The sequence below is a fragment of the Halocatena salina genome (assembly GCF_023115355.1).
Lineage (GTDB): Archaea > Halobacteriota > Halobacteria > Halobacteriales > Haloarculaceae > Halocatena > Halocatena salina.
The window spans coordinates 227,009-240,299 of the sequence record NZ_CP096020.1 but is presented as its reverse complement, the minus strand read 5'-3'; the positions used below and the strand labels follow the sequence as shown (position 1 = coordinate 240,299).

Sequence of the window (13,291 nt, the reverse complement as noted above, 5' to 3'; positions counted from 1 at the left end):
CAAGAATAGGCGATTCGAAGAACAATGTCGTATATCCCTGCAATTCCTGACATGAATCGACACTTCAGTACTCATCCACTAGTTAGTCGTCTGACATCAATGCCTCACTGAGTTCAACACGCTCCCACCAAGGTACTGTTGACAAAGACTCGCTGGATCGTAGTGTCATCGATCGAGAGAAGACCCAACACGCCACACTGTCCGAAGCTGTCGGTGAAGAGGACTGGATCTTACCAAAGAACCGAGCCGCCTGACGACCACTACTCTGGGTAAGACGCGACCTCTCCCCTCGTACTGAGTGAGAAATCGATCAATAGTGGCACTGAGAAATACAAATTCGTCTATTTGGCAGGGGCGCAAGCGTAAATATCGAGTACTATATTGGTAATATATATGTTCGAACCCACAGCCCCTGATCCCCCTATCACGACGATTACCACCGCTGAACGTCAGGCGCTGCGGGAGTATCTCGGGAACTGTGTCGATAACGAACTCTTCGGCGATCCTCAACCGTTGTTGTTTGTTCTCATGCTGGCTGGGGAGAAACCAGCGATAGCATTTGATCCCCGCAACGAAGCGTTCCCTGAATATCCGTTCGCAGCTCGCCAAGGTGTCCGAGATCTGTGTGAGACGTTCGATCTCGCGCTCGAAACCCGTCTCGCAACGCTGTTTTGGGTCGTTGCTCCTGTTCATGGACGGCTTGATCTCTTGCCAACGAGTAACCGTTCGGAGCGATCACAGGCATGGGAACGCAGGCTTGGCGTTGTGTTCGGATACCCTCCTAAAGCGGTGGAATCATTTGTTGCTCGGTCGGAAGACTGGATGGCAGCGCGTGAGCGCGTCCATGATGGACAGTTTTCAGCTGAGGAGATGGCAGATGTTGGACTTCTCGGCCATCGGTGCGAAAACACCCAGGAGGGCTACGAAATGGCGATTCAAGACGGCCGACGTGTCCGTCGTCGCCTCGAACAACTGGCCGAGAAGTGGGATTTCCCTGAACTACAAACGCTCCTCAAGGCCCACCGGGACTATTTACTCGACCGAATAAAACGTAAAAACCCATCTCGTGATCAGCCAAACATCTGGCAGCCAGCGCATTTTGTGTTCTCGTTTTTGGCCTCTTTTGGATCGAATTCGTTACCATATTTGGAGCAGACAACTTTCTTTCCCATGTTACAGTATACCCTCATAATATTTTTATGTAAAATATTGTATATTATACTTTCATGATAAAATGCAGGAGAGACTCGAAGCTTGCAGACGTGTACAAGATCGTCGATAACATTACTTCTCGCTAGACTTCTGACCGGCGTTGGCATATTCTCTGACGCTCTCCACAAACGCTCGATACTCCGCGCTCGGATGGCGATTAAATCGGCTCATAGAGCTACTTTGTCCATCGATTCGGTGATATTTATCTCGGTCGATGCAACGAGTACGACTCGGTCATGGTCAATGTCACATCGCACCATGGCGAGAAGGTATAGTTTCTCGCCAGCCTGGAGAGAAGCGGGTAACTTTAAGATAATTGTATGGGCGAACAAAATAGGACAAATGGGCGAAACAACTACACTCTATTGTTGAGTATCGATAGCCGAATAGGACCTCTTTCATTAGCGCTAACTCACCAATGGGTACGCCATCGATGGGCGTGGTGGAGCCAGTCGACAACATGGTGTTCGTTGACAACAGACCAAGACAGAGACCGGGTAGGAGGGCAACCGCGAATCAATGACCACGATTGAGGCCAATATCTTTCTGGGATATAATAGTAAACAATAATTATTCTACGATTCCTCAATTAAATAATGACATTTAGAATAGTTTATAATAATTTGTAGATTTGAATTTCTCTGATGGCCTTAAATCAGCCTGAAACGGCCAACTAAAGCGATTATTTATTATATAGTTATATGTATATTATAATATTATAGTATCAAAAGAATTATAAAGAGTAGTCTAAAAGAAAGTAATGAGTATGGATAAGAACATACTTGGACGACGGCGCTTCTTACGATCAATGGCCACCGGTGTCATCGGAACCGTCAGTGGAATAGCCGCTACTGAAACGGTAGCAGCAGCAGACCCTGTCGGTGAATTGCTTGTATCCGCTGAGGGTAATAATAGTTGGTTCTATCGTATTTCTACAACAGACGCGGCCAATCGACAGGAGGATCCCAGAAAATGGGCTAAGGCTGATGATAATGACGAGATTTCTGGTCCAGGGGTCCGGGGGAATATTAGTCCAGGCTACGAAGATAATTACTGGTTCCCCGAATCTCCTCGGCACTTCACAGTAACTCCGGACGGAGGGGATTCGTCCTTAACAATTTCACGAGAAACGGTGGGAGCATCGATGATTAAGGTCTCGGCTAGCGGTAAAAAGTATAATTACACCCTCAAACTCAGTAATGAAATACAGAAGGGGAACGGAGCTGAGTCGAATGATACAGTTGGCACGGATACGGCTTATGGCACTGTTAGCGCGGGGTGGAGTGATAATTACGTGGCTGGTGGTTATATTAAATACGTAGCTATTCACCTCGATAGCTCTGCGACGGGTCTGCAGGTAGATTTTAAACCACTCTAAACCTTGGTGTATACAGCGTTTCAACGTCAACGAGTGCTGTGAGGCGCATTATTGTGCACAATTCGCTGCGATGTTTACTCGGACTCTTTTGCCCACCCAAAGGCGGTCGAGATCGTGGCCATTCGTGGGTCCGCTGCTCGTCACTCACTGAATGTTCGACTGGGCAGCGAGGGGTGCGCTACTCCTTTAAGTCGTTCTGGCGATACGGTGAAGATATAGACGAGGTCTCGTGCGTGTTCTCAGTTGGTAGGCCTTGAGACAGATGATTTGTCTCACAGGGAAGGATTTCGTCTTCTCGAGATTCAGCTACCCGTTGTAGGGTCCGTCCTGATTGTATTCTATTTGTATGTTGCATGATTTTCCCATGGATAACATGCAATATCGATTCATTATTCGATCAATCGATGGTGTGAGAGTATCGAAATCGGGTTTCAGAACGGTGGTTTGAGAAGAATTATATGTTTCTATACATTCACAGGTTCGTCTGTAACCATGTGAATATGTGTGGGTATCAGCTTTGTATCTGTTGATTACGTGGCCGCCGTTCAATGGACCTTCCTGAGCCCCTGACTAACTGGGGGTCGACAACTGCCTCCTCTGTCCCGTGAGGTGGGCTGTCCCTTCCATCTTCGCTTCACCAGTGGTGTTCGTAATCGGGTCGTCAGTGGAGAAATCAATGGGGTCGACTGATCGTCAGAGGATTTGTTTGTCTGATCGGATCTTCGATCGACGATCGACATTTCTAGCGACAGCAAGTATTTTCTTCTTGGGCGGTAGATACGATAGATAATTGGTATTTATCCGAATGTTCCCTCTCCGAGCAGTCATTCTTTGCTGTTCTTGAATGCTGGATGGCGATTGTGCTGCTCAGGGGCGGTTGTCGCGTTTGAACGTCTGTCGATTGGCAGGGGTGCGGCCAGCAATCGTCAGTCTCTGTGAACCGGTGAATTGCAACCGGCCTGGGTGCCCCTCGTTGTCGTTGTTGTTCGTGTCTGTACTCGTCTCCATCTGGGCCTGACAGTCGAAGATTCGGACGGTAGTGGTTGGGTTAGTGTTTGGTGGTGCTGGGACAGTCGGAGAGCCGGTCGACACTGTCTGATGAGGATTGGAACGCGGTGGACAGTGAGGACTTCCAACAGGCGGACAGTCGCGGAATTGGACGCTAGAGTGACAGTCCCATGGGAGACAGAGCGGTCAGCTGGGGGATGCAGCTGGTGGACAGTCGGGCAGCTATCGCTTGGTGCTGCTGGGAGAGTTGCATCAGTCCTATTTACAGGGCGCGCCATCGTCACTGGGTTAGATGGGGTTGCTTGCCGGACGCACCTCAACTATTGCATATAGTGGCATCCCTGACGATCGTCGTCATTGTGCTCGAGAAGATCGTCACTCAGGCTGGCACCCTCACCGGAGTGACGCAGCTAGGCACCCCCAGGTAGTTGCAGCTGATGGGCGCCCATGCAGCGTTGCGGTTTTTCTCATGCAAACCGATGTGTGTTCGAGGGACCCCAGCGGAGTGCACGGTTTCACTACCCCACTACTGTGGTGCAGTGTTGGACCTGTACCGGTATGCGGGTTTCATCGGAAACACGGTGTGATACTCGGTGAGGTATCCCGCCGTCGGTGCCGGCTGGCTGTCCGGGCACTCGTGGCCCGCAACTGAGACCCAAACTGGGCGTGGGATCGATCGGACAGAGGGACTGGTGGTCGTCCCAGAGCAATCCGCTGTTGAGCTAGTGTTCTCGTCAGACGATCGGGCCCAAGGCCCGACTTGACTGGGGTTGTCCTGTGAGCAGTGGGTGCTGTCCAGCACCACCGTCGTCGTCAATTGCCCCGATGCTCTTAGCGGTTCAGTCCTGACCACTACTGGGAAATCCATCCCGGCATACGGCATGCTTCGCTGGCAGGGCGCGCTAGCGCCAGTGACACATCACTCGATCGCTGGCCGGCCACTCTGGCAGTGGCCGGCTGATACTGACACACCCCCCTGGTGGGTATCCTTCAGCCACCCTGCTGATCACAGTCAGATATCTAATGTATTAATTACTCTATGGGGAATATCCACGCTCGAAAACCAACGGCGTTGCCCCCCCTCTATATCAGTTGGTTTTTCGGGAGGACCCTAGACCAGATCCAATTCCGTCTGGCGATGAACCCCTGACCCCTGCCGCCGTATGATTGTTTCCTATAATAAATATATGAATAAAAATGTGAAATTTGCCAACCCCTGACCAGCTACGCCGTATGGCGATTTTGAGACATATTATTACAACATAATGGTATTACTCACTTACTTATGGAATTGGGTGTGCCGAGGAAATCTCTGTTGGTGAGCACACGGATTTCTCCTCGGTACTCTCCGCAACAGACCTGATTGTGTGTTCGTCCATTCGTACGTAACTCAACACTCACCACCGCACTCAACTCTCCGCTATCGACTGACTCACGAAGATAATCGAGCAACCGATATCTCTCAATTTCATGAAACTCTCAAGAAAAACGCACAAACGGGGAACGGGACTTCTTGACTCGAATCAGCCTGTCTTCATGGCTGTGATAATGATGACCCCTCCGCTACTGGGTACAGGGACGATGTGTATCTGCGTGGCGTCGGACTGATTTCTGACCTTCTACTCTACTCTACTCCGTCCAGACGCTCGTGTGGGAAGCAGTTTCTCTGGATTCCCATCACCTTCCCTGAGTGTCTCCTGATCCAGCTGTCCTGTGTGGTACTCACGGTTCTCTCATCCTGTCAGCAGTGAGTACTCAGATGGCCGACGTTGCTACTTATATTCTCGCCTCGACCGACTATCAAGAGATTGCCATCAACGTACGGCGATCGGCGAGTGACCCAACGAACGCGATGTTGATGCCGCGGCTGTCGATCACTACGCAGATCTCGGACACTCCGGCTCCGATCCTGATCGCGAGCAATTCTCGAAATTGCTCGCGGTCATCGAGATCGGCCAGTACGAACAGTAGTCGTCTGGGGAATCTCCCAGCTGGCTCGCCTCAACAGCATCTGCCAGCAGTTTTCGAGACTTGCCAGAGGGATCGGAGGGGGGCGTCCGACGTGCGACTGCTCGTATCCCTCACCCTGAGGCGTCTGACGACTCAATAGAGCCAAAGAAACACTGTCACCTAAGAGAGGACGTATACGCTCGTCTTCAAGTACCAGTATCCACGAGGGACGATGTGAATCAACCACTCAGGACGTGAGTTACTGAAGTGCACGTGAGCGAGCGTCTCGATCCACTCAGAAAGGGTATCACTCCGTAGTATCAGGCAGTGGCCGAAGCACTCCATACCAGAGTCGGTAGCCGATGCGGCCGAGACTGCCTCCGATCGAGAGATTCCTCCATACGGCCTCTGCTCGGGGGAGCACTCGGAAACCACCAATACCCACACCGATTGCGAGTGAGACAGGACGCCACCACTTCGTTCGAAAGCCCCCGTGATCGTGATCGTACGCCCAACAAAGGATTGCCTGAAGCAGTCCCCCCACCACCAACCACCGCGGAACGACTGCAATCGACTTGGTTGTCTCGGTAGCATGCCGCCACTGATACACCTGAAGAGGAATAGAAAGCAGTTCAGTGAGGAACGCGATACGTGCTCGTGTTCGCCGACTAACCATACTCGTTAGATCCGGGCGCGTGACTATAACTGTCCGGTCGCTTGCCATCAGTGCCATCGGGGACAGCCGTTTGGACCCTGTTCGTTGCACGGCTGGCACGTCCTCTTTCGCAGGGAACGCCAGGACTGCTGCGCCTCGAAAAAACGAGTCGTGATGCCGACGGTCCCGATGGAGGAGACGTATCCGATGGAACAGCCCGACTGGATACTGCCCTGTCTCCGTACCAGCAGTCACTCAGCTTGTTCGAACAAGACACGGTACGGAAAACACGCACAGAACCTCGTCTATATCTTCACCGTATCGCCAGAATCACCTAAAGGAGCAGCGTACTCCTCGCTGCCACCCAGGCAGTCATTACTGGCCTCGTCCCGATAAGCAGTGCTTCCTCGCTCGGTGAACATGCGGATACTATGGTGAATGCACGTCTCTTGGACCGTCGTCAGGTCGATATTCCCTGTGAGACTGATGAAATTCACCTTCTCGGTATTTTCGAACACATCAGTGCGGTAGCGCAGAGTCCTCTTCCTAACGGAACTGCACTCAGGCGCTGTAGGAGTGGGGAGCTCGTCGAGCGGAATCGCGTCTCCAAGCTGTTGGAAGGCTATACGCAGAATACTCAGAACGCGGCGGCCTTGAAACAGGCTCGCGATCAAGACCTCGCTGTCCACCCGGGACAGGATATCGAGTACGTGGTCGACTCCTCGAGACAGGCCTCACGTTCTTTGTGCTCGGCTAGCGCTTCGGTATACGTGGCTGAGTCTCTCGCCGCTCTGCTAAACGACAGACCTGCCCATTCCGATAGCCAATTGGGATTCGCTTCGACGCCATCGAGAGCGCTGGTCGTTTACGTGCTTCTGGCGATACGGTGAAGATACAGACGTGGGTCCGATCGCTGCTTCTCCGTGATCATTCCCCACGAACTGTCTCAGCACAACCATCAATCGGTCGATGAGCTCGCCACATGTCGCACAGTAGCCCTTGGGACGTCGATTACGAGCGAGCCAGTTCTAGGGCGACTAGTTCGACTGTCACGACGTCCCCTCCACCAGTTCCGCGAGGTTCGACAACGAGTCGGTCCACCCTTCGGTGGCGTCTCTCGGAGGGATAGCCTCGGGAATCCCCTCTTGACGGACGGTGACTTCGGCCCCCTCAGGAACCTCCTCGAAGGTGACCGTCACCGTCATCTCTCCGGCCATCGCCGGGTCGTCGGTCTCGAACGAATCGGTGTAGACGATTCGCTCTCCCGGCTCAAGTTCCTGATACGTGCCACCAAAAGAGTGGTCGTAGTCCGCGAGCTCCTCCGTCTCGCCCGTGAACGTAGCACGGTACGTCCCGCCCACTTCGGGTTCGAGGTGGTGGACCTCGGCGGAGAAGCCGGTCGGCGGAAACCACTGGGCAAGCTCGTCGGGATCAACGAAGGCCTCGTAGACCCGCTCGGGAGAGGTCTCGATAACGCGGCTCACCGTAATGCTCCGCTCGCCGGTCTGGTTGTCGGTCTGTTGTCCGTCGTCGTTACCGTTGGTTGTCATTGGTTTTCATCCTCCAGATGGATGGCCAGCGCGTCGAGTCGGTCCTCCCAGAAAACGCGGTACCGGGTGAGCCATCCAAACGCGGCGCTCAGAGGCGCAGCGTTGAGGTGGCAGCGGCGAACGCGGCCGTCCCTCTCGATGTCGATCAGGCCGGCATCTTCCAGTACGTGAAGGTGCTTCGAGACAGCGGCGAGAGAGACGTCGTGCGGTTCGGCCAGGTTGCTGACGCTCGCTGGTCCGTCGGCTACCTGTTCAAGGATGTCCCGACGGATGGGGTGGGCCAGTGCTTGGAAGACCGCATCAAGGTCGAGATCGAGGTCGTCCGGCAGCCGTTCAACCATCCAGTTGAATAGATGCTGGACGTATATTTAACTCTTTAGTTGAACATCGCTGTTAGAATTTCTACCTGTAGCTCGCGGGATTGCAACATCATCACGATAATGTCTGTGATGCCATCGGCGGTAGCGCGTGCCGTAGGGCCCTACGAACTACTCAGTCAGTTAGAGTCGCCGCTCGACCAATCGGCTGCATCCCTGACGGGCTCAGAAAGGGTCAGGCTGCCTCGGTAACCGGGAGAGCATGCTCTCCCATGCGCACTGCACTTCGCGCCGTGAACATTCTCCGACCCCGCTTTCACTGAGTGTAGCGAGGCGCGCAGCGTAGTCTTCGTGAGCGCAGCGAACGAAGGCAGGAACGTCGCAATCCGTGCAACGAAGTGAGCAGGACTGTCTTCCATGGTCGCGGGGTGCCGAACGGCCGAGGGCTTTCAGGTGTGAGGTCTCAGCTGGTTTGCTCCGCGTTCAACTCTCGCAAGAACCATCCGGCCGTCGTTCCGATTCGGACGCCATCGATGTTGCGCATATCCAGGTCGACCGTGGCTGTCCGAAACGGGTAGTGCTCGACGAGCACACGGTGGATAACAGTGCGGACAGCGTCTGCCCCATATCGATCAAGGATAGCAGCCATGCCCTCGTCGAAATGTGCGTCTTGGTGGTCTTCACGCGGCTCCCGGGCTCGTTCAAGGACGAGTTCGATTACGCCGTCGACCGATGCGTGTGCTGGATCCCCCGTACGTTCTCGAACATCGTAGAGGGCGTCGGTATCGGTCACGAGGAACACCTAGTCACCGTTGAAGCCGTCAGTGAGTCAGACGCCGCCCCTTCGAGACGGCACTGACGGCGAATCTCCGCGAGAGCGTCCTTGAGCGTCGCGAGGTCGTCAATCGCCGTTGCCTCACCTATAATGTCGTCGAGAAGCGCGCTCGCTCGACAGCGTCGGTATCACCCTCGGTTGTCTCGATCGAGTCGATGACCACTGACCGCTCCTTAGTCCAGCCACACGCCCAGCAATTTCGGGCGACGATGATTTGCTTGCCTTCGTCGCTGGCGAGCAGTGCATCCGCCACTGATGCTGAGAGCAACTGGTCCGGCCCTACTTCCATCGTGACGAGGCCGCCACACGCTGGGCACTCCATACCGATACCGAGTACCGCTGTCGCTTTCAATATGTAGCGTCAGTACCATTTACTCACACGATGTCGAGAGGACTGTCGTAGCAAGACAGCTCATCTTCAGAGACCGAGTCCGATGGAGGCCTCAGGGAGTGAGAGTGCGGTTGGCCCAACTGGGCGAACGATTCGTACACCTTCACATTCGTGTTCGAGGATCCTCACCCATCCGATCCGTACACCTGCTCGAAGGGCTCCTCACGTGCCTCCTCGACAGTTCGTTCGAGATCGTCCGAATCGACCTTTTCGCCGAGCGCAGCAAGTTCGGCGTCAATATCGCTATCGGATCGGCGGCTCTGCTCGGCCTGCGCCAGCAGTTGCTTGAGCCGAAGTGCAGCGATTGCCGTGTTGTCATTGAGTTCTCAGAGATGAGCGCGGCAGGCTTCCTTGATGAACTCGCTCTTGTTGGTGTAGATCCCCGTTTCATCGAGGAACCGCTCGATCTCAGTGTCGAGCTCAATCGGGAATTTGACGCTGACACTCGCGTATTTCATGGTAGTACCATCGTGCTACGGAAACGTACCAGTCGAGGGCACCGGACTTGGAACGTAATTCTACTCCAAGAGACCCAATAATTGGGCGACGTAGGGGCTGTTCTCCCAACTCCGATGCGGGCTAATCATCACAATGAGCGTCCGTGCCTCTTCATGGGTCATGTGGTCGTTGCGAGCGTAGTCACAGAGCAACCGTGGTGTCGGGACGATACGCGGGCCCTGTAGGACCGCATGGATGAGCGCGAAATTCGTCCCGCCGAACTCGTCGGTCAGAAACCCGTCGACGTTGAGGGCGTTCGCGAGAACGATGCCGTCGGTTTCACCATCGTCGAGGCCGAACGTCGGTCGTGACTGGGGCGTGTCGACTCGCTCATAGGGATCATCGACCGTGTAGTGAGTGCGAGCGGCTAAAACATTGGACGCTGCAGCACCGTGGATATCCTGGTACTGGGCCATGTCACGGAGCTCTGCAACAACGTTCGGTGGAACGGAGACGTCACACGAGGTGAGGAGATACTGGAGGGGATCCGGAGCGGTGTCGGTGTCGGAGGCTGCATCGGCTCGTGGGACGGCGAGACTAACCAGCGCACTCGTGTCGGCGACGACTGTCCGCAGCCGCGGCCTGCTCATCGCTCGTCGCCGTCCGCGGTATCCACCATCGTCGCGTCGTCGCCATAGATGGTGCCGTCAGCAGGCGCAGCGAGATCAAACGGTTCACCCTCGAGATCTGCTTTGAGGAGCCGGAGCCGTTGGGCGGTTTCAGCGCCGACCAGCTGTTTGACCGCCTTGAATTCGAGTTGGTCGTCGTAGTACTTCGTTGCCACTAGTTCTTGGAATGTCTCGCTGTCGGCAGTCTCTTCGATGTACTCGCGAATCGCCTCGACGAGGAGGTCCGTCCGGTCTTTGTCGAAGAGCTCCGCAATCGCGTCGAGACGCTCGACGAGGTACTCCGGGGACTGGAAGTGGACCCGGCGGGACTTGTCACTCGCGCTCATTCTATGTGCAAGTTCTGCACACATCCGGATAACGGTTCCGGTGTATGCACATATCTTGCACACGAATGTTGGAGCAATGGTTGACCGGGCTGGTGGACGGCTCCTGCGACGTGGCGTCACGAACGAGATGCTCGTCGAGATTGTGCGTCCAGTACGTTACAGGCCTGCCCGGACAATAGCGGGCACAGCGGTGTGACGAGCCCTTGAGATGGGGTAATATTGGGGTCAAGCTGGAAGGGGAATCAATAGGACGTGTCGATAAGAATGCACCCACTGGCTATAGATCGTAGGTGGACGGGGTGTGTGCGGTCAAATGCCGTGTGTGGTATCTACACCGACTTCTGATCGATTGATCTCAACGGGTGAGAGTTCCAAACACCCGTGCTTCGGCTTCTCGGAGATGGTCCCAGCAGTCGTGGGCGCGATCTCGACGACCGCTGCCACGTCATCAAGCGTCGACTCTCGGGGAACACTGTAGTACCCCACTTCGACGGCTGCCTCGAGTACCTCTTGCTGGCGCGTCGCTAACACCCATGTGAACGACGCTTCGAAAACAGCGTGACTGGAAAGACATCGCAAGTTGAGTCCGTGAACGAGATAACCGAACCTGCCAACGGTGCGGGATGGATGAGTCGGATCACCATAGTAAACTCCATGTCCGCCACATCAAGCCGGTGTCCGATTTCGATGGCGAATGCGAGGGTGAGGTTTAATTCTCAAACCGCTCCACCGAGAACGCACTCGCGTCGACTGGCGGGACGTCATTGACCACTAACGCCGCGGTGATCTCACCGAGTTTCGTACTTTTCCAGCAGTCGTTTGATCGTCCAAGAAAATCGACACTGTACATGTGCCATGATAACAGACGACAGAGTGAAACGTCTCTCCGGTATACATTGAGTGAGGGAGACTAATGGATGAACTCGGTTACAATATCAGTGGATGCATGGGTGTGCTCATGATTCACCTCGCTCACCGGTCGAACTCACGGACAATCGTTCGAACAGTAGCTTGCCGCTCTGTGTCCGATACATCATAGCCATCAACAATGAATAACGAACATTACAAGCAAACGGTAGAAGCTCGGACGGTCGATGGTATCGACACGCTGGTCAGTACGGATCCAGGAGAGATTTTTATTGATCTTCCAGCGTCGAATCCACGGTATATTCGTGTTCAGGAAGGTGATCGTATCCAAGAAGGCGACGTCAGCACCCGGACAACTGCTGAGATGGCCGGGCCGCTGCTCACGCATTGGCATATCGAATCGATCACTGCAGAGACCGTAACGGGGACGAACATCGATACAGGCGAGACGCAGGAATGGGATCGAGAACAGTTGATTCAACATCTTGGAATCGGTAAATTCAGTGCAGAACTGAAGACGTTCGACCGGGTGAGCGTCACTGAAATCGAGGAGTGGGATGAAAGATACACTACCGAAGGCGCTGAAGAGGTGAAACCGTATGTGGTCGTAATTGTGTATGGCAACAACGGGGAGAAGTTTACACAACTGTACGCGGCAACCGAGACCGGTGACTGGGATTCATTGGAAGTGGTACAGCGGGATACGCGCATTGAGCACTTCAGCGACGAGTTACAGAACTACTTCGATGACGCCGTACGCAAGACTCTCGAGGTCGAACAACGGTATCACTAAGCCCCCTCGTTGCCGTCGGAGCCGGGGCCACAACGACACACTTCTCCCCTTTGACGGTGCAGAAGGAATTCCTTTTGCGTACACTGTGCAGAACCGGTGTGTATCATAGAACCCCGGGCTGTGCGGTAGCATGAGCACGAGAGCGAGCTCGTTGTCATTGGACCGGCTCTCCCTCAGACAGAGACAGCCCAGCGAGTACGTGTGGAGCGGTGATAGACGGCTCTGGAATCCGACCGACTGAATTGCTTGCACAGACTGTGCTCTGCCAATCATTGCACAAGTTGTGTGAGTGGACAGAGGAGAGCCACCATACTAACGGTCACCGTGCCCAAAGGGTAGATGTCTGGGAGACAGACACCACTACAATGAGCAAATTCAAAACGGCTCGTCGACTGTGGAACCGGCTGCCATCGAGCGTCAAGCGACGAATCATCAAGAAAGGACGGAAGCTGATTCGACGAAAGTAATCGATATGGAATCCGTCGTCAGTTCCTCTCTGTCGCGTGGTCGGAGACGAACGCCTGAAAAAGCTTACTCCCAAGCACTGCTGCTTGACCGCCGTCGCGACCGGTCACCTTGACGATATCAGAGCCGACGCAGTGGGGTGCGAGCGCTTGCACCACGTCGTAGGACATACATATAATGACGTTCGACGCTTTTCTATTCTGGAAATGGTTAGTGACTGGACTGTATATACTGAATGCTTCTTGGGTAGTCAAGACGAGATTCAGAACGTACCGATATTTTAATTCGGCGGTGAGCGTCTCGGGAATCACAGACTGACAAGAACGCCGCACGGTTCTGTACATAGCTCAGAAGGTCGGTTATATCGACGACCCTTGCACTGTGTCGAGCAGCGTAGACGGCCCTCGCGATGCGTCG

The 13,291-nt window shown here is 54.2% G+C and carries 15 protein-coding genes and 2 pseudogenes; 4 read left to right on the top strand and 13 right to left on the bottom strand.

What is annotated here, in order from left to right:
• Positions 1-393: 393 nt before the first annotated feature.
• Together MW046_RS14025 and MW046_RS14020 are read left to right on the top strand one after the other, a co-directional pair.
• A complete protein-coding gene (locus tag MW046_RS14025) occupies positions 394-1,230 on the top strand; it encodes a hypothetical protein (RefSeq protein WP_247995196.1) in 837 nt (278 codons plus the stop codon).
• Positions 1,231-1,978: 748 nt separating this feature from the next.
• Positions 1,979-2,590: a hypothetical protein gene (locus tag MW046_RS14020; protein WP_247995195.1), complete on the top strand. Its 612-nt coding sequence runs from the start codon at positions 1,979-1,981 to the stop codon at positions 2,588-2,590.
• An 867-nt stretch (positions 2,591-3,457) separates the two neighbouring features.
• Here the strand turns inward: MW046_RS14020 and MW046_RS14015 are convergent.
• Entirely contained in the window at positions 3,458-3,598 is a 141-nt protein-coding gene (locus MW046_RS14015) for a hypothetical protein (protein ID WP_247995194.1), read from the bottom strand.
• A gap of 593 nt (positions 3,599-4,191) precedes the next feature.
• On the opposite strand from MW046_RS14015, the gene MW046_RS14010 reads away from it, so the two are divergent.
• Positions 4,192-4,362 (top strand): hypothetical protein, encoded by a 171-nt coding sequence (locus MW046_RS14010; RefSeq protein WP_247995193.1) that lies wholly within the window; start codon positions 4,192-4,194, stop codon positions 4,360-4,362.
• A 1,493-nt stretch (positions 4,363-5,855) separates the two neighbouring features.
• Here MW046_RS14010 and MW046_RS14005 read toward each other — a convergent pair.
• The 11 genes and pseudogenes from MW046_RS14005 to MW046_RS13960 all read right to left on the bottom strand — a co-directional run bounded on the left by MW046_RS14005 (position 5,856) and on the right by MW046_RS13960 (position 11,599).
• Positions 5,856-6,224, bottom strand: coding sequence for a DUF8097 family protein (locus MW046_RS14005; RefSeq protein WP_247995192.1), 369 nt, complete (start codon positions 6,222-6,224; stop codon positions 5,856-5,858).
• Between the two features lie 1,028 nt (positions 6,225-7,252).
• Complete coding sequence (locus MW046_RS14000; protein ID WP_247995191.1) at positions 7,253-7,753, bottom strand: SRPBCC domain-containing protein; 501 nt, start codon at positions 7,751-7,753, stop codon at positions 7,253-7,255.
• Positions 7,750-8,094 carry an ArsR/SmtB family transcription factor gene (locus MW046_RS13995; RefSeq protein ID WP_247995190.1) on the bottom strand — a complete coding sequence of 115 codons (345 nt, stop codon included), beginning with the start codon at positions 8,092-8,094 and terminating at the stop codon, positions 7,750-7,752. Before MW046_RS13995 ends, MW046_RS14000 begins: the two co-directional genes overlap by 4 nt.
• A gap of 439 nt (positions 8,095-8,533) precedes the next feature.
• Positions 8,534-8,863, bottom strand: a complete 330-nt coding sequence (locus MW046_RS13990) for a DUF8158 family protein (protein WP_247995189.1) — start codon at positions 8,861-8,863, stop codon at positions 8,534-8,536.
• A pseudogene (locus MW046_RS19825) lies at positions 8,860-9,194 on the bottom strand (DUF8105 family protein). The gene MW046_RS13990 and the pseudogene MW046_RS19825 overlap by 4 nt, the downstream one beginning before the upstream one ends.
• 227 nt (positions 9,195-9,421) lie before the next feature.
• Positions 9,422-9,754, bottom strand: a pseudogene (locus MW046_RS19580) (ribbon-helix-helix domain-containing protein).
• 60 nt (positions 9,755-9,814) lie between these two features.
• Complete coding sequence (locus MW046_RS13975; RefSeq protein WP_247995187.1) at positions 9,815-10,384, bottom strand: hypothetical protein; 570 nt, start codon at positions 10,382-10,384, stop codon at positions 9,815-9,817.
• Positions 10,381-10,749: a ribbon-helix-helix domain-containing protein gene (locus MW046_RS13970; RefSeq protein ID WP_247995186.1), complete on the bottom strand. Its 369-nt coding sequence runs from the start codon at positions 10,747-10,749 to the stop codon at positions 10,381-10,383. The genes MW046_RS13975 and MW046_RS13970 overlap by 4 nt, the downstream gene beginning before the upstream one ends.
• A 1-nt stretch (position 10,750) precedes the next feature.
• Entirely contained in the window at positions 10,751-11,023 is a 273-nt protein-coding gene (locus tag MW046_RS19745; RefSeq protein ID WP_438268201.1) for a DUF7558 family protein, read from the bottom strand.
• Between the two features lie 35 nt (positions 11,024-11,058).
• Positions 11,059-11,328 (bottom strand): helix-turn-helix domain-containing protein, encoded by a 270-nt coding sequence (locus tag MW046_RS13965; RefSeq protein WP_303657547.1) that lies wholly within the window; start codon positions 11,326-11,328, stop codon positions 11,059-11,061.
• A gap of 130 nt (positions 11,329-11,458) precedes the next feature.
• A complete protein-coding gene (locus MW046_RS13960; protein ID WP_247995185.1) occupies positions 11,459-11,599 on the bottom strand; it encodes a hypothetical protein in 141 nt (46 codons plus the stop codon).
• A gap of 198 nt (positions 11,600-11,797) precedes the next feature.
• On the opposite strand from MW046_RS13960, the gene MW046_RS13955 reads away from it, so the two are divergent.
• Positions 11,798-12,409, top strand: a complete 612-nt coding sequence (locus MW046_RS13955; RefSeq protein ID WP_247995184.1) for a hypothetical protein — start codon at positions 11,798-11,800, stop codon at positions 12,407-12,409.
• 485 nt (positions 12,410-12,894) lie between these two features.
• Here MW046_RS13955 and MW046_RS13950 read toward each other — a convergent pair whose 3' ends face one another.
• A complete protein-coding gene (locus MW046_RS13950) occupies positions 12,895-13,044 on the bottom strand; it encodes a hypothetical protein (RefSeq protein WP_247995183.1) in 150 nt (49 codons plus the stop codon).
• Positions 13,045-13,291: the final 247 nt, after the last annotated feature.

Bases quoted from the DNA above. Each gene is read 5' to 3' on its own strand.
- MW046_RS14025 (WP_247995196.1), top strand. From the start codon at position 394: ATGTTCGAACCCACAGCCCCTGATCCCCCTATCACGACGATTACCACC.
- MW046_RS14020 (WP_247995195.1), top strand. From the start codon at position 1,979: ATGGATAAGAACATACTTGGACGACGGCGCTTCTTACGATCAATGGCC.
- MW046_RS14015 (WP_247995194.1), bottom strand. From the start codon at position 3,598: ATGGAGACGAGTACAGACACGAACAACAACGACAACGAGGGGCACCCA.
- MW046_RS14005 (WP_247995192.1), bottom strand. From the start codon at position 6,224: ATGGTTAGTCGGCGAACACGAGCACGTATCGCGTTCCTCACTGAACTG.
- MW046_RS14000 (WP_247995191.1), bottom strand. From the start codon at position 7,753: ATGACAACCAACGGTAACGACGACGGACAACAGACCGACAACCAGACC.
- MW046_RS13995 (WP_247995190.1), bottom strand. From the start codon at position 8,094: ATGGTTGAACGGCTGCCGGACGACCTCGATCTCGACCTTGATGCGGTC.
- MW046_RS13975 (WP_247995187.1), bottom strand. From the start codon at position 10,384: ATGAGCAGGCCGCGGCTGCGGACAGTCGTCGCCGACACGAGTGCGCTG.
- MW046_RS13970 (WP_247995186.1), bottom strand. From the start codon at position 10,749: ATGAGCGCGAGTGACAAGTCCCGCCGGGTCCACTTCCAGTCCCCGGAG.
- MW046_RS13960 (WP_247995185.1), bottom strand. From the start codon at position 11,599: ATGTACAGTGTCGATTTTCTTGGACGATCAAACGACTGCTGGAAAAGT.
- MW046_RS13955 (WP_247995184.1), top strand. From the start codon at position 11,798: ATGAATAACGAACATTACAAGCAAACGGTAGAAGCTCGGACGGTCGAT.
- MW046_RS13950 (WP_247995183.1), bottom strand. From the start codon at position 13,044: ATGTCCTACGACGTGGTGCAAGCGCTCGCACCCCACTGCGTCGGCTCT.